This window comes from Kineosporia corallincola, from assembly GCF_018499875.1.
Taxonomy (GTDB): domain Bacteria; phylum Actinomycetota; class Actinomycetes; order Actinomycetales; family Kineosporiaceae; genus Kineosporia; species Kineosporia corallincola.
In genome coordinates this window covers 167,757-185,991 of the sequence record NZ_JAHBAY010000001.1, presented here as the reverse complement: position 1 = coordinate 185,991, position 18,235 = coordinate 167,757, and the positions used below count along the sequence as shown (strand labels likewise).

The 18,235-nt window shown below is 68.7% G+C and carries 13 protein-coding genes; 9 read left to right on the top strand and 4 right to left on the bottom strand.

The genetic code is table 11. The features are described 5' to 3' along the window. Positions 1-8 precede the first annotated feature (8 nt). Positions 9-1,445: a glycosyltransferase family 4 protein gene (locus KIH74_RS00840; protein ID WP_214153379.1), complete on the top strand. Its 1,437-nt coding sequence runs from the start codon at positions 9-11 to the stop codon at positions 1,443-1,445. A 60-nt stretch (positions 1,446-1,505) separates the two neighbouring features. On the opposite strand, the gene KIH74_RS00835 is transcribed toward KIH74_RS00840, so the two are convergent. Next, entirely contained in the window at positions 1,506-2,369 is an 864-nt protein-coding gene (locus KIH74_RS00835) for a polysaccharide deacetylase family protein (protein WP_214153378.1), read from the bottom strand. Positions 2,370-2,586: 217 nt separating this feature from the next. Between KIH74_RS00835 and lhgD the strand changes: the two genes are divergently transcribed. The 6 genes from lhgD (at position 2,587) to KIH74_RS00805 (ending at position 9,910) form a co-directional block, all read left to right on the top strand. Further along, complete coding sequence (gene lhgD / locus KIH74_RS00830) at positions 2,587-3,801, top strand: L-2-hydroxyglutarate dehydrogenase (RefSeq protein ID WP_214153377.1); 1,215 nt, start codon at positions 2,587-2,589, stop codon at positions 3,799-3,801. Positions 3,802-4,303: 502 nt separating this feature from the next. Beyond that, positions 4,304-5,980, top strand: a complete 1,677-nt coding sequence (locus KIH74_RS00825; protein WP_214153376.1) for a sugar transferase — start codon at positions 4,304-4,306, stop codon at positions 5,978-5,980. 197 nt (positions 5,981-6,177) lie between these two features. Further along, positions 6,178-6,996 (top strand): glucose-1-phosphate cytidylyltransferase, encoded by an 819-nt coding sequence (locus tag KIH74_RS00820; protein WP_308113487.1) that lies wholly within the window; start codon positions 6,178-6,180, stop codon positions 6,994-6,996. Between the two features lie 57 nt (positions 6,997-7,053). After that, positions 7,054-8,091 carry an NAD-dependent epimerase/dehydratase family protein gene (locus KIH74_RS00815; protein WP_214153374.1) on the top strand — a complete coding sequence of 346 codons (1,038 nt, stop codon included), beginning with the start codon at positions 7,054-7,056 and terminating at the stop codon, positions 8,089-8,091. Beyond that, positions 8,088-8,627 carry a dTDP-4-dehydrorhamnose 3,5-epimerase gene (rfbC, locus tag KIH74_RS00810; RefSeq protein ID WP_214153372.1) on the top strand — a complete coding sequence of 180 codons (540 nt, stop codon included), beginning with the start codon at positions 8,088-8,090 and terminating at the stop codon, positions 8,625-8,627. The genes KIH74_RS00815 and rfbC overlap by 4 nt, the downstream gene beginning before the upstream one ends. Beyond that, positions 8,624-9,910, top strand: coding sequence for an NAD(P)H-dependent oxidoreductase (locus KIH74_RS00805; RefSeq protein WP_214153370.1), 1,287 nt, complete (start codon positions 8,624-8,626; stop codon positions 9,908-9,910). Before rfbC ends, KIH74_RS00805 begins: the two co-directional genes overlap by 4 nt. Positions 9,911-10,022: 112 nt before the next feature. Here KIH74_RS00805 and KIH74_RS00800 read toward each other — a convergent pair whose 3' ends face one another. The 3 genes from KIH74_RS00800 to KIH74_RS00790 form a co-directional block, all read right to left on the bottom strand. Then, entirely contained in the window at positions 10,023-12,332 is a 2,310-nt protein-coding gene (locus KIH74_RS00800; RefSeq protein ID WP_214153369.1) for a glycosyl hydrolase, read from the bottom strand. A gap of 175 nt (positions 12,333-12,507) precedes the next feature. Continuing rightward, on the bottom strand, positions 12,508-13,587 hold the full coding sequence (locus KIH74_RS00795) for a glycoside hydrolase family 26 protein (RefSeq protein ID WP_214153367.1): 1,080 nt from the start codon (positions 13,585-13,587) through the stop codon (positions 12,508-12,510). A 182-nt stretch (positions 13,588-13,769) separates the two neighbouring features. Further along, complete coding sequence (locus KIH74_RS00790) at positions 13,770-15,449, bottom strand: Wzz/FepE/Etk N-terminal domain-containing protein (protein WP_214153365.1); 1,680 nt, start codon at positions 15,447-15,449, stop codon at positions 13,770-13,772. Between the two features lie 292 nt (positions 15,450-15,741). Between KIH74_RS00790 and KIH74_RS37395 the strand changes: the two genes are divergently transcribed. Both KIH74_RS37395 and KIH74_RS00780 read left to right on the top strand, forming a co-directional pair. Continuing rightward, on the top strand, positions 15,742-16,674 hold the full coding sequence (locus KIH74_RS37395) for a glycosyltransferase family 2 protein (protein WP_214153363.1): 933 nt from the start codon (positions 15,742-15,744) through the stop codon (positions 16,672-16,674). Then, a complete protein-coding gene (locus KIH74_RS00780; RefSeq protein ID WP_214153362.1) occupies positions 16,671-18,149 on the top strand; it encodes a hypothetical protein in 1,479 nt (492 codons plus the stop codon). The genes KIH74_RS37395 and KIH74_RS00780 overlap by 4 nt, the downstream gene beginning before the upstream one ends. Positions 18,150-18,235 lie beyond the last annotated feature (86 nt).

Genomic DNA, 18,235 nt, shown 5'->3' with positions numbered 1-18,235 from the left:
TTCTGACCATGGATGCGGGCACGAACGACGGAACGATCTCGAGCGCGGTCTTCATCACCGCGACTGAGCCGGAACCGCGCAAGTACGGCAAACCTGTGGTGATCGGCGGCATCCTGGACCACCTCTGCGAGCGGCTCGGTCCGGAGAACGTCCACCTGATCCTGATCGGCCGCGCGGACATCCAGCGGCCCGACGTGCCCTATCAGCGGCACGTCCTGGGCAAGCCGGGCACCGTGGAGCAGGCCACCTCGGTGCTGGCCAACGTGGTGCTGCCGCCGCGGTTCCGGCCGGCCGGGTTCGGCCAGAACGCCGGCGAGCACTCCGGCGGCCGCTACCGGCACCCGCTCCAGGAGGCGGTGCTGCACTCCGCCGCGCTGGGCACCCGGATCTTCGCCAAGGTCAACGAGCTCGAGGCCGACCTGGAGATCTGGGACACCGTCCGGATGGGCCAGTACGTGCTGGAGCGCGGCGAGACGGCTCGCGACCGGTCGGCCCTGTGGCCCACCGCCGCCACCGCCGGGCACCAGGTGAAGCGGCGCATCCTCTACGCCGACGACCTGTTCTCCGAGCGCTACGACGCGATGCTCAAGGAGGAGGGCGGCTCCGGCAACCCGGGCGGCGAGTTCGCCAAGCTGCTGCCCGGCCCGGCCAAGAAGCTGCTGGCCAACCCCAAGGTGCACCGCCCGCTGCTGCGGCTGGAGCGCGACCTGGTGGCCGCCTCGGAGACCCGTCAGCCGGAGTACTTCGACGGCACCTACCTGATCAGCCCGGAAGAGACCGCGCGGCTCCAGGCCAAGGTGCCGGGGGCCAGCATCGGCACCCTGCCGCCGCTGCTGCGTGAGCCGAACAGCAGCCGGGTGCGGCACTACACCGGCGCGCCGGAGTTCACCTTCATCGGCGGTTTCGACTACGCGCCGAACCGCGACGGCCTGGACTGGTTCCTCCAGAACTGCCTGGGCCCGGTGCGGCAGGTGCTGCCGAACGTGGCCGTCAACGTGGTCGGCCCGGGCACCGACGCCGGTCTGCCCTCGGGTGAGGCCTGGGGCGGTGCGGTGCGTTTCCTCGGCTGGGTCGACGATCTCGACACCGTGCTGAACGGCAGCGCCGCGCTGCTGTCGCCGCTGCGCACCGGCAGCGGCGTGAAGATCAAGGTGCTGGAGGCGCTGGCCCGGGCCCTGCCGGTGGTCGGCACCCGGGCCGGGGTGCAGGGCATCGAGGGCGCCGAGAGCAGCGGCCTGCTGATCGGTGAGACGCCCGAGGAGCTGGCCTCGGCCATGCTGCGGGCCACCGACCCGATCCGCAATCAGCAGCTGTCGGCCGCGGCCCGCACCGCCTGGGACACCCGCTTCTCGCCGCCGGTGGTGCGGCGCCGTTACGACGAGATCTTCGGGCTGGCCCGGGCGATCCCGCCGGAGACCCGCCCGATCCAGCTGCCCCGCCTGTGAATTCATGAAAAACGGGGGACGACGCCGGCCTGGCGTCGTCCCCCGTTTTTCATGGGAACCTCACATCGAGCCGCCGTCGGGGCGGTTCGGGTCACGCTTCTCCGCCCAGACCGTGCGCACCGCCGGGTACTGCGCCAGCAGCTCGCCCACGGTGCGTGAGGTGTATCGCTTCTCGGCCATGCCACGCATCAGCAACCGGGTGGCCTCACCGCGGTCGAGGCCCTTGCCGGTGACCGGGTCGGCCGCGCCCACGCCGTCGCCCGAGAAGTCGTGCAGCAGCACGAAACCGCCCTGGTGCAGGGCGCCGACCGCACGCCGGGCGATGGTCTCGGCGTCCGAGCCGTCCCAGTCCCGCGCCCAGGCCGACCAGACCACCACGTCCATGCCGAGTGCCCGGGTGGCCAGGTACTGCCCCATGGTCTGCGCGCCGTAGCAGGGCCGGAACAGGGTGATCGGCCGGCCGGCCACGTTCTCCAGCCGGTTCTTGCCGTCCTTGATCCGGGCCACGGCCTCGCGGATCGGCAGCGAGCTGAGCCGGGTGTGGTCGATGCCGTGCAGGGCCAGCTCGTGGCCGTCCCGGATGATCCGCTGCACCAGGCCGGGGTGGCGCTCGGCCTGCTCGACCAGCACGAAGAAGGTGGCCCGGTTGCCGCTGCCGGCCAGCGCGTCGAGCACCTGCGGGGTGTACGACGGGTCGGGACCGTCGTCGTAGGTGAGGCTGACGACCTTCTCGTCGGTGGCCACGCAGGCGACCGTGCTGACCGCGAGCAACGGGGTGCGGCCGTAGTGCAGCACCTTGTCGGGCTCGGGCAGCGGGCGCTCCCCGACCTCGTAGTCACAGACGTAACCGCGCCGCACGAGCTTCGCCGTGGTGTCGAGGATGGGCCGCCGGGCGGGGGCGGTCCGGGCGGGGGCACCAGTCATGAACCGACCCTACCCACGAGTGCTGTGCCCCGGGGGGATATCCCCGGGTGCCCACCGCCGCGGAGCAGAACAGCCACACAGGAGGGGCCTTCGTCCACTGTGTGTTTCCGGAGTACCCCGATCCGGTCACGCTCCCCCGGCGTCCCCCCTCGACGGTCATGAGCACCCCTCACCGCTGGATACCCTCGACTTCTTCTCGAATTCGGAGGATCTCCAGATGTCCGTTCAGCACGTCGGCGTCATCGGCGCCGGAATCGTCGGTCTCGCCGTCGCCCGCCGGATCACCGAGGTCTACCCCGGCACCCAGGTCACGGTGCTGGAGAAGGAGGACCGACCGGCGGTCCACCAGACCGGTCACAACAGCGGCGTGGTGCACGCCGGGCTGTACTACACGCCGGGCTCGCTCAAGGCCACGCTCTGCCGCCGCGGTGTCGGGCTGCTGAAGGAGTACACCCAGGAGAAGAAGCTCCCCTACGACGAGTGCGGCAAGCTCGTCGTGGCGATCAACGAGGACGAGATCGCCGGGCTGAAGAAGATCCAGGAGAAGTCCGCGGCCAACGGCGTGCCGGACGTGAAGTGGCTGGACAACGTGGGGCTGCGCGAGCTGGAGCCGTACGCGGCCGGCGTGGCTGCCCTGCACTCGCCGCACACCGCGATCACCGACTACGTGGCCGTGACCGACGCCTACGCCGACGACGTGCGGGCGGCCGGCGGCACGATCGAGTTCAACTTCCCGGTCGACGGGATCTCGCAGTACAACGACAAGGTCCAGGTGAAGTCGAACGGCCGCACCCTGGTCTTCGACCGGCTGGTGGTCTGCGCCGGGCTCCAGTCCGACAAGGTCGCGCGCTGGGCCGGTGACGACGCGGGCCCCGCGATCGTGCCGTTCCGCGGTGAGTACTTCCAGCTCGTGCCCGAGCGCACGCACATGGTCAAGGGCCTGATCTACCCGGTGCCCAACCCGGACTACCCGTTCCTCGGCGTGCACTACACCAAGCGGGTTCACGGTGGTGTCGACCTCGGCCCGAACGCCGTGCTGGCCTTCGCCCGCGAGGGCTACACCCGCGGCTCGATCAAGCCGTCCGAGCTGTTCGAGACCCTGAAGTGGCCCGGCTTCCGCAAGCTCGCGCAGCAGCACTGGCGGATGGGTGCCGGCGAGATGGCCGGCTCGTTCAGCAAGCAGCTGTACGTGAAGTTCGCCCAGCAGTACGTGCCCGAGATCCAGGCGAGCGACCTGGTGAAGGCTCAGGCCGGGGTGCGGGCCCAGGCGGTGGACCGGGACGGCTCGCTGGTCGACGACTTCCGCATCTCCAAGCTCGACAAGGTGATGGCTGTGCGTAACGCGCCTTCCCCTGCCGCCACCTCGTCGATGGCCATCGCGGAGTACGTCACCGACGAACTGCGCGACCTGATGATCACCGCGACCGTCTGACGCAATTCGGGCGAACCGGAAACGGGCTGTGCGGCCAGGCTTCACCGCCGGTTTCACAGCCCGTTACCAGTGGTGCGTATTTCCGGATTCTTACTGCTTTCTTGAGGACCCCGGGCACATCGCGTCCGGCGCCCTGGCATGCTTACCACCGGGGGGCAGCAGCGTCGCTGTACTTCCGCGTGGCGCTGGGGCCGGGGTGAACGGTGTTTCCAAACGTCAGCCGAACGGCCAGACTTTTCCGCCGCCCGGGTTCGCCGGTTCGACGGGCAAAGGTCCGAAAGATAGGTTTCGGAATGCCCGTTTTCCACACGGAAGTTTTTCCAGTGACTACTCAATGTAGTTATGGATGCCAGCACCGTCACTCGACACGTGCGTTGCGGTAACGAAGTCCGCATTGGCTGACGATGAAGTTGGCGAGACCGTACCTTGGCAGTGACGGCAGTGCGGGGCTGCGGACGACACAGTGCGACAGGGAGGGCTTGTAGTGACGCTCCGTGATCCGATGGGTAGGGCTGCGCGAAACCCCGGGAACTCCGACCCGGACGGCGCCCGCCCGGACGAACCACGGCTGATCATCGACGTACGCGGGGACTCCGCGCCCGAGCGGCAGCTGACCGGCCAGAGCGCTTCCCAGCAGTTCCAGCAGTCGTCCGCCGGTGGTTACGGCCGGCCCGGGTACAGCCCGCAGGCGCCGTTCAACCAGCAGATGGCCACCCAGCCGATTCAGCTCCCCCCGGTCCGGACCCCGTCGCCGGTGGCCCCCACCGGCTCCGAACCGCTGATCACGAACGGCGCGCAGGACGACGACCCGCCGGCCGGCACCTGGACCGGGCCGCTGGTGCGAGCCGGAATCCGCCCGCTGCTGGTGCTGCTCGACCTGGTCGCCTGCCTGGCCGGTGCGCTCGCCTCGGGCGGTGTGCGGCCGATCATGGGCCTGTTCACCGTGCTGCTGATCGCGGCCTACGCCACCGGCGGCCTGTACCGCTCACGGCTGTCGCCGGGCATCCTCGACGACATCCCGGCGCTGTCGGGCCGACTCCTGGTCGTCCTGGCCCTCACCGTGACCGGCCAGCTCACGCTGAACCAGCTGCGCTGGGACGTCGAGATGGTCGACTGGAAGCTGCTGATCGCGGCCGCCGTCACCGGTATCGCCACGGTCTGCCTGCGCAGCATGGCCTACGCCCTGGTCCGCTACGCCCGCCGCACCGGCCGCATCGCCCACCGCACGCTGATCCTCGGCGCCGGCCGGGTGGGCACCTACCTGGCCGAGTCGCTGTCGCAGCACCCGCAGTACGGCCTCCAGCCGATCGGCTTCCTCGACATCGACCCGCCGCGGCCGGGCGTCAGCGCCTCGCACCGCATCCTCGGCCGGCCCGAGCAGCTGGTCGAGGTCCTGCTCGACCACCAGGTGCGCAACGTGATCGTGGCGTTCGGATCGATGCGTGAGTCCGAGCTGGTCGACATCATCCGGACCTGCGACCGCCTGCACTGCGAGATCTTCGTCGTCCCCCGGTTGTTCGAGCTGCACCACATCGGCGCCGAGATGGACACCGCCTGGGGCATGCCGCTGATCCGCCTGCGCCGCGCCGCCTACCGCAGCCGCGCCTGGCAGGTGAAGCGGGCCATCGACATCGCCTTCTCCGGCTTCGCGCTGCTGTGCCTCTCGCCGCTGATGACGCTGATCGCCGCGCTGGTGCGCTGGGAGGGCGGTCCGGGAATCATCTTCAAGCAGGAGCGCGTGGGCGTCGACGGCCAGCACTTCTCGGTGATGAAGTTCCGTTCGCTCAAGCCGGTGGACGAGACCGAGTCGCAGACCAACTGGAACATCGCGCTCGACGACCGGCTCGGCCCGGTCGGCAAGTTCCTGCGCCGCTCGTCGCTGGACGAGCTGCCCCAGCTGTTCAACATCCTGCGCGGCGACATGAGCCTCGTCGGGCCGCGCCCCGAGCGGCCGCACTTCGTCGCCACGTTCCGCAGCCAGCACCCGCACTACGTGGCGCGGCACCGGGTCCCCTGCGGCCTCACCGGTCTGGCCCAGGTGAACGGCCTGCGAGGAGACACCTCGATCGCCGAGCGCGCCCGCTTCGACAACTACTACATCGAGAACTGGTCGCTCTGGCTCGACATCAAGATCCTGATGCGGACGGCGATGTCCGTGATCCGGGCCGAAGGCGGCTGATCGGTCCGCCGGCCGGCGCCCCACGAGGGCACCGGCCCCGGCCCGTTCTCTGGGCCGAACCGGTCATCGGCCCCGGCACCAGCCGCGAGGCCAGGCCGCGGGCGTCCATACTGGTCGCCCGGTCCCCGCGCAGCCGCGGCTGGTGCGACGTTCCTATGAATCCGACCATTCACACACCATCGTGCGAGGAATTTTCTGTGACTGAACAGCTGCCCGTCTCCGAGATCCCCGTGGTCCTGCTCGCCGGTGGCATGGGTACCCGGCTGCGCGAGGCCAGCGGTGACAAGCTGCCCAAGCCGATGGTCGACATCGGCGGCCGGCCGGTGCTGTGGCACGTCATGAAGATGTACCAGGCCCACGGCTTCCGGAAGTTCGTGATCTGCCTGGGTTACAAGAGCGACGTGATCAAGCGGTACTTCCTGGACTACCGCCACACCGCGGGCGACTTCACCCTCACCCACGACGGCGCGGCGCCGGTGTTCCACTCGGCCGGCAAGGTCGAGGACTGGGAGATCACCTTCGTCGAGACCGGTCTCCAGACCGGCACCGTCGGCCGGGTGAAGAAGGTCGCCGAGTACCTCAAGGCCGACCAGTTCATGCTGACCTACGGTGACGGCGTCGGTGACGTCGACATCACCAAGGTGGTCGAGACCCACCGGGCCGGTGGCCGCATCGGCACCGTCACCGCCGTGCACCCGACCAGCCGCTACGGCGAGATGCACGTGCAGGACGGGCAGGTCGTCGAGTTCAACGAGAAGCCGACCCTGGCGACCGGCTGGGTCAACGGCGGTTTCTTCATGTTCGAGCGCAGCTTCATCGACAAGTACCTCGCCACCATCGACGACGACTCGATGATGCTCGAGCAGCAGCCGCTCCAGCAGCTGGCCCGCGACGGCCAGCTCTCGCTCAACGGGCACGAGGGTTTCTGGCTGGGTATGGACACCTACCGGGACTGGACCGAGCTGAACAAGATGTGGGACCGGGGCGAGGCCGTCTGGAAGTTCTGGGAAGACTGAGTCCCCTCCAATCCCACCGACACTGACCTCAGTACGCACAACAAGGAGCAATTGACGATGAAGGTCCTGGTGACAGGCACCGAGGGGTACCTGGGCTGCCTGGTGGCGCCCGAGCTGATGAAGCGCGGTCACGAGGTGATCGGCGTGGACACCGGCTACTACCGGCAGGGCTGGCTGTACAATGGCGTTCCGTTCACCGCGAAGACGCTGGCCAAGGACATCCGCGAGATCACCGTCGAAGACCTCGAGGGCGTCGACGCGATCGTGCACATGGCCGAGCTGTCCAACGACCCCCTGGGTGAGCTGCTCTCCGAGGTGACCTACACGGTCAACCACAAGGGCTCGGTCAAGCTCGCCGAGATGGCCATCCAGGCCGGCGTCGAGCGCTTCGTCTACATGAGCTCGTGCAGCGTGTACGGCGTGGCCGAGGGCACCGTGGACGAGAACTCGCCGGTGAACCCGCAGACCGCGTACGCCGACTGCAAGACCCTGGTCGAGCGCGACCTGAGCGCCCTGGCGAGCGACAACTTCTCCCCCACCTTCATGCGTAACGCCACCGCCTTCGGTGCGTCACCGCGTCAGCGCTTCGACATCGTGCTGAACAACCTGTCCGGCCTGGCCTGGACCACGAAGAAGATCGCGATGAACTCGGACGGCACCCCGTGGCGTCCGCTGGTGCACGGTCTCGACATCGCCAAGTCGATCTACTGCGCCCTCGAGGCCCCGCGTGAGGCCGTCCACAACGAGAAGTTCAACGTGGGCAGCAACGAGCAGAACTACCAGGTGCGCACGATCGCCGAGACCGTCGGCGCCGAGTTCCCCGGCTGCGAGGTCACTTTCGGCCCGGCCGGTGGCGACAACCGCAGCTACAAGGTGAACTTCGACAAGATCTCCTCGCAGCTGCCCGGCTTCTCCTGCGACTGGGACGCCGCCAAGGGCGCCGCCCAGCTGCACCAGGTCTTCCAGGCGATCGACATGGACGAGGCCACCTTCACCGGCCGCGGCCACACCCGCCTGAAGCAGCTCGAGCACCTGATCAGCACCAAGCAGCTCGACGCCGACCTGTTCTGGACCAAGGAGGCGGCGGCCAAGTGATCATCACCAAGACCCACATCCCCGACGTCGCCATCGTCGAGCTGGAGCGCCGCGAGGACGACCGCGGCTTCTTCGCCCGCACCTTCGACGTCGCGGAGTTCGAGGCCGCCGGCCTGAACCCGGCCGTCGAGCAGTGCAACATGTCGTACAACCACAAGGCCGGCACGCTGCGTGGCATGCACTACCAGCTCGACTACGCGCCCGAGGTCAAGCTGATCCGCTGCGTGCGTGGCGCGGTCGTCGACCAGATCGTGGACATGCGTCCCGACTCGCCGACCTACCTCCAGCACGTGTCGGTCGAACTGACGGCGGAGAACCGCAAGGCGCTCTACGTGCCGGCGATGTTCGCCCACGGCTTCCAGACCCTGGTCGACGACACCGAGGTGATGTACCAGGTCACCGGCAAGTACACGCCGGACGCCGAGCGCGGCCAGCGGTACGACGACCCGGCGCTGGGCCTGACCTGGCCGCTGCCGGTCAGCGTGATCAGCACCAAGGACGCGTCCTGGGCGCTGCTGGAGGATGCTGCCAAGTGATCATCGTCGACACCGCCCTGGCCAAGCGCGAGGCCGAGGGCAACCCGGTCCGGGTCGCCCTGGTCGGCGCCGGCTTCATGGGCCGCGGCTTCGTGAACCAGGTCGTGAACTCGGTTCCCGGCATGGTCGTCGCCGCCATCGTGAACCGCACCCAGGCCAACGCCGAGCGCGCGTACACCGAGGCCGGCGTGACCTCGTGGGAGGTCACCGAGACCGCTGAGGCGACCTCCAAGGCCGTCGCCGCGGGCATCCCGGTGATCACCTCGAACTACGAGGCCGTCACCCTGGCCGAGGGCATCGACGCGATCGTCGAGGCCACCGGCAACGTCGAGTACGGCGCGCACGTGGTCACCTCGGCCATCGACGGCGGCAAGCACGTGGTGCTGCTGAACGCCGAGGTCGACGGCACCGTCGGCTCGGCCCTGAAGGCCCGGGCCGACGCCAAGGGCGTCATCGTGACCGGCTGCGACGGCGACCAGCCCGGCGTGCAGATGAACCTGGTGCGCTTCGTGAAGAGCATCGGCCTCACGCCGCTGGTCTGCGGAAACATCAAGGGCTTGCAGGACGAGTACCGCAACCCCACCACGCAGGAGGGTTTCGCCAAGCAGTGGGGGCAGGACCCGCACATGGTGACCTCCTTCGCCGACGGCACGAAGGTCTCCTTCGAGCAGGCGATCGTCGCCAACGCGACCGGCATGACGGTGGAGAAGCGCGGCATGCGCGGCTCCGACCACCGCGCCCACGTCGACGAGCTGACCAAGGCGTACGACGTCGAGGAGCTCAAGGCGGCCGGCGGCTACGTCGACTATGTCGTCGGAAGCCAGCCGGGTCCGGGCGTTTTCGTGCTGGCCACGCACGACGACCCGAAGCAGAAGCACTACCTGAACCTGTACAAGCTCGGCGAGGGCCCGCTGTACAGCTTCTACACGCCGTACCACCTGTGCCACTTCGAGGTTCCGCTGTCGGTGGCGCGGGCCGTGCTGTTCAACGACGCCGTGATGCAGCCGATCGGCGCGCCCACGGTCGAGGTCGTCGCGGTCGCCAAGCGCGACCTGAAGGCCGGCCAGACCCTCGACGGGCTGGGCGGTTACGACACCTACTCGGTGGCCGAGAAGGCTTCTGTCACCAAGGACGAGAACCTGCTGCCGATGGGCGTCACCGAGAACTGCGTTCTCACGCGCGACATCGCCAAGGACGAGGTGCTCACCTACGCCGACGTGACGCTGCCCGAGGGCCGGCTGATCGACGCGCTGCGGATCGAGCAGGCCGGGCTGTTCGCCTGATCACCTGAACCGACGAGGAGCCCCGGCCGAACGGTCCGGGGCTCCTTTTCGTTGTGGGGCAACAAATTTGGGACGACGATGAGCTCCGTCCGAGCTCATCGTCGTCCCAAATTTATTTACTGAAGAGCTTTTTGAACTTGGCGCCGCCCTTGGTCAGTTCCTCGAGCATGTGGTTGCCGCGGTCCTCGGCGTCGAACTCGAAGTAGGCCTGGTAGGCGACGTTGTTCTGCGGGTTGTCGATGAACTCGTACATCTGCTGGATGAAGTACGGGTTGTCGGCGCCGCCCTGCCCGTCCGGCCGGTCCCACAGACCCCACTCCGGGAACGACATCGGCTTGCCCTGGGCCTCGGCGAAGTCGGACCAGAACACCAGGCCGTACTTGGCGTCGACGGTGTTGGCCCAGGCGTTCTCCTGGCGCTCCAGACGGCAGCTGGAGTCACAGCCGGACGGGTACGGGTAGGTGTCGTCCTCCCACGAGGTGTCGTACACGTCCACCCCGATGTAGTCGACGTACTTGTTGCCCGGGTAGAAGATCGTCGAGTCGTAGCTGTCGCCGCCGTTGTTCACGTTCCAGTCGAACTTCAGGTTCTCGGCGCCGTCGACCGACCGCATGGCCTTCACGATGTGCCGCCAGTAGGCGATGAAGTCGTCCTGGTCGTCGGCCCCCGGGTGCCAGGGCCAGCCCGCCACGTTGAACTCCCAGCCCAGCCGGATGATCGAGTCGCCCTGGCCGTAGTTGACCAGGTTCTGGGCCAGCGTCTTGTAGTACTGGTCGTAGTTGCCCTTCGCACCGGACGCCAGACTGGCGGTGCTGTCGCGGGTGGGCAGCATGGCGACGGCGTAGACCATCGTGTAGCCGGAGTTGCGCCAGGTGCCGAGCATGTAGGTGGGATTGGCGATCTCGTCCCAGCTGGTGCGGGTCGAGTAGTCCACCGCGTAGTCCACGTCGCGGCCCAGCCAGTCACTGAACTGACCCACTTCGGACGGCGAGGTGCCGCGGAAGACGCCGAGTTTCACCTTCTTCTCGGCGCCGGTGGTGGCCGGTGCCGTGGTGGTGGTCGCGTCGCCGGAACCGGAGGCGCTCGCACTGCTCGTCGGGGTGGCCGAGGCTGTGGTGCCGGAGTTCTGGTCGTCGCCGTTGCCGAGGGCGTAGGCCACACCGCCGATCACCATCAGCGCCGCCACGACGGCGGCGATGATCGGCACCCGGCGGCGGCCGGAGCGCCTGGTCTGCCGGAACGACCGCGGGGTGGGCGGCGGCGGAGTGCTGCGGCCGCTTCCGCCCAAGCTGGGGAAGCTCGCCCCGTTCCCGTTGCCGGGGGCGCGCTCCTCGGACTCCATGTCGAAGAAACTCGACCGCTGTGAGCGCGAATTGAGCTCCGGCGCACCGTCGGGGTGCAGGCCGTTCGGGTTGGTCTCGTCACCGGTACCGCCCCGCCGGGCGGGAACGATGCGCTTGAGGATGCTGGTGGCGGCCGTCAGCGGACCGAGCCGGCCGGCGTACCGGGAGCGGGACTGCTCGCCGGAACGCTGCTGCTGCCGTTGCTGCTGGGAGCTGCCGACCCGGGAACGGCCGGTCCAGCCCTGGCCACGGTTCTCGCGCCGGCCGTCTTCCGGATGCTCCTCGGCGGCCCGCTGCCGGCGCTCCTCGGCGATCTGCCGGGCCGTATCGGCCTCACGGCGGGCGGGCTCGGCCTCCCGCAGCGCCCGACGGCCGACCTGGCCGGCCGGGAACTGGTCCTGGGACTGCCGATCTTGCAGGGAGTAGGCGCTGCGCCGCTCGGAGGACCGGCCGGGCCGCTCGTCGCGGCCCCGCCCGTCGCGGGGCTGGCTGTCGCGGGGCTGGCTGTCATGGGGCTGCGCACCACGGGTCTGCACATTGCGGGGCTGGCCGTCACGGGTCCGGCCATCGCGAAGTCGATCCTCGTGGGGCCGGCCGTCACCGAGCCGGTCGTTGCGGGGATGCTCGTTACGAGGCTGCTCGTTATGGAAAGCCTCGTCCTGGTAACGGTTGTCGCGGTACCGCTCGTTCTGCGCACCGGCGTTCCGGTTGCCGGGGTGCCGGTCATCGCGGGGACGGGCGTCTTGGTACCCCTCGCGCTGGTGCCCGCCGGACCACCCGTCCGGATGCCGGCCGCTCGCACGTCCCTCGCTCCCCTGTCCTTCGCCAAGGCGTGCCTCACCCCTGGGCCGCTCGTCGCGGTACTGCGCCCCCGGATACCGCTCGCCCCGCGCCCCCAGGGACCGCGGCTGCTCATGACCGACCTCGTCACCACTCCAACGGCCCTGTGCCGGGTTCGGTGCTGAGTTCGGTGCCGGACCCTGCCCGGAACGGTCGTGGCGATCCTGGGGATCGTCGTCGTCCGGACCGGGGCCGTAGGGATGTGCCGGCTGCGACGGACGGGTGGGGTACTCAGGCATGGACGGGCACCGGACCGCGACTCCGCACGAAGCACCCGGACGGTTCGCTGAAACGCTCGCCGGGCGTGCAGGAGCAAAGGGGAGTCACGCGCAGAGAGTGTAATCGCTTCTCAGCGCGCCCGCTTCGCCCACATCAGTCCCACAGATTTCCACAGTCCGTGACTGGCTGCATCTTTTAATCCGCGAAAAGAGTACGGAAAGTTTCTCCTGCTTCCTGATAGGTCGTCATCAGCTTGTGCGGCCCGTCGTCACCGTTGAACTCGAAATAGGCCTGGTAGGCCACACCGTTGGCGGGGTCCGCGATGAAATCGTGCATCCGCTGGAGGTAATAGGTGTTCAGCCCGCCCCCGTGACCGTCCTGCCGGTCCCAGAGTCCCCATTCCGGCAGCGACATCGGCTTGCCCCGGTGCCGGGCGAAGTCGGCCCAGAACCCCAGGCCCCGCTTGCCGCCGTGGATCGCGCGCTCCCAGGCCCGCTCCTGGCGTCCGGCCCGGCAGTCGTCGTCGCAGTCTTCCGGGTACGGGTAGGTGAACCAGCTGTACGAGACGTCGTAGGCGTCCACCCCGATGTAGTCGACGTAGTCGTCGCCGGGGTAGTACTCCACCGCGTCGTACTTGTTCTTGCCGTTGTTGGGATTCCAGTCGAACCGGAAGTTCTGCCCCTCCACCGAGCGCATCGTGGTCACGATCCGCTGCCAGTAGGCGATGAACGCGTCTTCGTCGGGCGTGGCCCAGCGTGACGTCTCCAGGTTGAACTCCCAGCCCAGCCGAAGGATCGCGGCAGGCTGGCCGGCGGCGACCAGGTTCTCGGCCAGCCGGCGGTAGTACGCGTCGTACTCGCCCGCGGCACCGTGCTGGACGGTCGCCGAGGAATCACCCGTCGGGAGCAACGCGATCGAGTACACCGGCCGATATCCGGAGCCGTGCCATTCCTCCAGCATGTAGCCGGGATTCGCGATCTCCTCCCAGGTGTCGCGGGTGGAGAAGTCGACCACCAGGTCGACGTCCGCCCCGAACCACCGGGCGAAGGCGTCCGCGTCGTCGGCCGAGGTGCCCACGAACACACCGTTCTTCAGAGTCTGCGCCGAACGCTCCGGCACCGGGCCGGACAGCGCCGCGTCACCCACCGGATCCCGCTGGTAGAGCCAGTACCCGACGGCGGCGACCAGAACCATGAGGACAGCGAGAACACCCGAGACGACGCCCAGCAGGCGCCAGGGGGCGCGGCGTCCCGATGATCCGGTGAGACCGAGCATGCCGTGTTCAGACCATCCGTGGTGAGAGTTCCGATGTGTCGCCGCGAGTCAGACTGACCGCCCCGTCGGAGCAGGTCAACCGCTACTCAGTTGTGCCTCAGAAAGATCCTCGGCCGGTGCGGGGGCAAACGAGAACGGTCACCGGGAGCGGGCTCTCGGTGACCGTTGTCGCGATGCGGGTGTCAGCGGCGGCGGTTGCGCCCGCCCTGCTGCTCGACCCGGGTGACGTCGTTCCACGGCAGGTCGGCGTCGTCCTGGTGACCCCCGTAGGAACCGCCCTGGTCGTAGCCCTGGTTGCCGCCGCCGTAGCCACGGTTGTCGCCACCGATGGCCGGGAAGCCGCCGGAGTCCTGGCCGCCACCACCGGCGTTCAGGATCGGCAGACCGCGCGGGGAGGTGTCGTACTGCCGGCCGGGCACCGAGTTGTACTGGGCGCGCTGCTTGCGGCGGCTGTTGGCCATGTTGGGACGGCGGATGTGGTTCATCAGCAGCCCCGCGACCGGGATGCCGGCCAGACGGCAACGACGCTGGAGTTCTTCGAGGTCGACCGGGGTGGTGGCCTCGTCGATCACCACGACCGCGGCGTCGACCTGACCGGCGAGCACGAACGACGCCGAGGAGGCCGGCAGCGGCGGGGCGTCGATCAGCACCAGGTCGGTGTCGTCGGGCAGCTGGTCGAGGATGGCCTGCACGTCGGGCACCGGGTGCCCCTGGACCGGCTGGAGCACCTGGAGCCGGATGATGCCGAACTGGGCGCGCGAGGCGGCCTTGCGCTCGACCGCGTGGCCCAGGTCGATCCGGCCCTGGGCCAGGTCGTGCAGCGGAACCCGGAGCACACCCTGGTCGCCGTCGGCGGTGGGACGCACGGTGTCTTCGACGTTGAGCAGGAACACCCGGCGACCGTGGTCGGCCGCGGCCGCGGCCAGGTTCAGGGCGGTCAGGCTGGAGCCGGCGCCGTCGTGCGGGGCGGTGATCAGGAAGACGCCGGGCGCGGTGCCGCGGATGTAGTCCAGACCAACGGCCGCCATCCGGTACGCGTCGCCCGGTTCGGAGTAGGCCGCGGCGATCGCGTCCTCACCCGAGATGCGGCCACGGTCGGGGATCTCGGTGAGCACGGGGGCCCCGAAGATCGCACTGGCCTCGGCCGGCCCGACCTTACGGCGCGAGAACGACTGCGTGTACAGGGCGTAACCGGTTCCGGCGATCAGACCGATGAGGGCCATGATCAGCGCGTTGCGCACCGGCTGCGGCGAGGAGGCCGATTCCGGGGTCTCGGCGACCTGGACGTTGTCGACACCGTCGCCGTAGACCGCGGCCGCCGAGGTGACCTCGGTGATCGTGGCGGCGGACTTGCTGTCGGCCTTGATGTTCTCGACCTGGGTCGAGATCTGCGCGGCGCGCACGGCGCGGTAGGCCGTCACCACGCCGTCGGCGAGCTGCTTCGCGCCGTCGGCGGTGGAGGCGTTGGCGGTGACCGTCATCACCGAGGAGTCCTCGGTGGTCGCGACCTCGATCTCGTTGCGCAGTTCAGTGGTGGTGCTGTCGAGACCGAGCGTCTCGATGGTCTTGTTGAGGACCTCGTTACTGGTCATCAGGGCCGACTGGTTCGCGATGTAGCGAGCCGCGTCGGTGGTGGGCTGGTCGGCCAGGGGCTGGAACGGCCCCTCCGCCGAGAAGAAGACCGTGCTCTCGGCCGTGTATTTCGCCGACTGCAAGGTGCTGAGCCCGATGCCGAGGAGAGCCGCGACCACGACGCACGCCAGGACCACCCAGCGCTCCCGCACGATGGCGTTCACCAGGCTGGGCGCCTCTTCAGCGGCTGAGCTGCCGTCAGCCTGGCGCGCCGCCAAGATGTCCTGCACGCGTACTCCTCCTGGTCGCGAAAATCTTTGAACCGGCTCGCTGCACCCCCGCCGTGCGGCCGAATGGGTCAACTACCCCGCTCCCGGGTGGGTTCCTCCACATTGAGCCACCCGGTATTCGTGCGACAGTCTGTCACGAACGCCTAGCCTGGGCGGCAGAGTTGCGCAGCCTTGGGCTATATCGCACCGATGATTGCGACGATTGGACGCTTCGCGGCGACACTCGGCCATCAGGCTGTTACGTCGTGCTCATTTCTGATCAGGCAGTAAGCCGTTTCACAGGAGGAATGACGTGGAGTCAAGCGCCCAGGACGGCGCCGTACCCGCTTACGAGCTGATCATCGTCAGCTACAACAGCAGGTCGCAGATCGAAGGCTTGCTCGCCGGGCTGCCGGGTGACATCCCGCTGGCCATCGTGGACAACGCCCGTGGTGCCGATGGCCTACGGGAGATGATCCAGCACCGTCCCAACGCCCGCTACCTGGAGGGTGCGGGCCAGGGCTTCGCCATGGCGGCGAATCTGGGCGCGCGCACCTCGTCCTACGAGTATGTGATTTTCGTCAACCCGGACACCCGGCCCACACTCACCGCGTTCGACGCGCTGACCTCGCAGTTGGCCGCCGAGCCGAACGTCGCGTCGTCGGCCGCCACCACGGTGGGCAACGACGGTTCGGTGGAGATCGGGGCCGGCGGCTGGGAGCCCTCGGTGCGCCGCGCGGTGATTCACGCGATCGGCCTCCACAAGCTCGCCCCCCAGGCCGGTCTGTTCGCCAAGCCGCGGCCCTACCTGCCGATCAAGGTGGACTGGACCACGGGCGCCTGCATGGCCGTACGGGTCAGCACTTTCGTCGCGCTCGGCGGCTTCGACGAGCAGTTCTACGTCTACAACGAGGACGTGGCCTTCGGCCGGGCGGTGCGCGAGCACAACTTCACCCAGGTGCTGCGCACCGACGTGCTGGTGCAGCACGGGGCCGGTAACTCGGGCGCGCCGTCGAAGGAGATGCTGCGTCTGCGGGGCGCCTCGATGGCCCGTTACGTGGCCCAGCACAACACGCTGGAGCACGCCCGGGGCATCCGGCTGGCCCTGGCGCTGGGCTACGCCACCCGGGTGCTGGCAGCCCTGGCCAAGGGCAACAAGGGCCGGGCACAGGAGCACTGGAACTACATCCTCGGCGTGACCAGCGGGCGGGCCAGCGTGGCCGGCCGGACGGTGACCCGCGCGTGAGCCAGCCCCCCGGTTCCGGCATGCCTCCGCAGTCCGGAGGCATGTCGTACCCGCCCAGGCGCAGCCCCGAGACGGGCAGCGGCCTGATCCGCAAGGTTCGCCAGCGCTGGCGCCGCCCGAAGACCAGCCCGCAGCCCACGCTCGACGCGCTCGCCGCCTTCGACGAACGCTCCGAGCGGCTGCGCCTGGTCGACGCGATGCCGGTCAAGAAGCTCAGCGAGGCCGACCGTCGCTACATGCTGCGGTTGATCAAGATCACCGTGCTGGTCTGCGTCGTCGGCCAGCGGATCGCGTTGCCACTCGGCGGTTTCCCGATCTCGCTGCCGCTGGTGGCCACGTACGCCTTCGTGGTGCTCGCCCGCCTGCGCGGCGGCGTGCGCTACAACCGGGTGCGCAGCGAGCTGTTCATCGCCTCGGCGGCACTGATCCTGCTGGCGACCTATCTGGCCGGATTCACCGACAACACATCGATCTCGGTCAACTCGGTCCTGCTGCTGCTGATCATCTACATCCCGTGGATCTTCTGCATCAGCACGCAGTTCCGTGAGCTGTTCGTGCCGGTGGCCCGGTTCTACACGCAGATCATGCTGGTCGCCGCCACCATCGGCGTGTTCCAGCTGGGCTCGCAGTACGCCGGGGTCTGGGTCTACGAGGACTACCTGCTCAAGTGGCTGCCGGAGAACTTCCTGGTCCAGGACTACAACGTGTCCTACCAGCTGGCCTGGAACGACCCCACCACCAAGGCCAACGCCTTCGTGTTCCTGGAGCCCTCGTTCCTCTGCCAGTACCTGGCCCTGGCGCTGGTCATCGCCCTGCTGATCCGCGCCCCCGCCTGGCAGCCCGCCCTGCTCGGCCTGGGCATGGCCTCCACGCTGTCCGGCACCGGCATCATCCTGCTGGTCATCTCGATCGGCCTGATGGTCATCGTGGCCCCGAACCGGATCCGCCCGGCCTATGTGCTGGCGGGGGCGGTCGGCCTGGCCATCGTGTTCGCGACGCCGGCGGCAACCATCCTGCTGGACCGAAGAGACGAGACGTCGCAGCAGGGTTCCTCCGGCTACATCCGGTTCGTCCAGCCGTACACCGAGGTGGCGGACGGCCTGGGCAAGGAGGTCACCCGGTTGTTCGTCGGGGCCGGCCCGGGTTCCGCCGACCGGCTGCTCACCTCGTTCCGGTCGGGTGGTGACGCGGTGGTCTACACCATCGCGCCGAAGCTGGCCTTCGAGTACGGCCTGGTGGCCATGGTCGTGTTCGTCGCCTTCCTGATGGTGTCGGTGTACCGCGGCCCCCCCATCCCGGTGCTGCCCACGGCCATGCTGATCATGATCTTCTTCCTGTCCGGCAGCCTCCTACAACCACACACGGTCGCGCTGGCCTGGCTGCTGACCAGTGTCTGGGGGCCACCGGTCACGGTGGGGGTCTCGGACGCCCTGGCCGCGGTCATGCGACGCGACCGAGATCAGGCTGCGGTGTAGGGCATTTCAGGCCAATGAGGGACGGCGCACGGCTTGCGGGTCGTGCACCGTCCCTCATGGTTTTGCCCGGGCTCCCCGCCCACCGT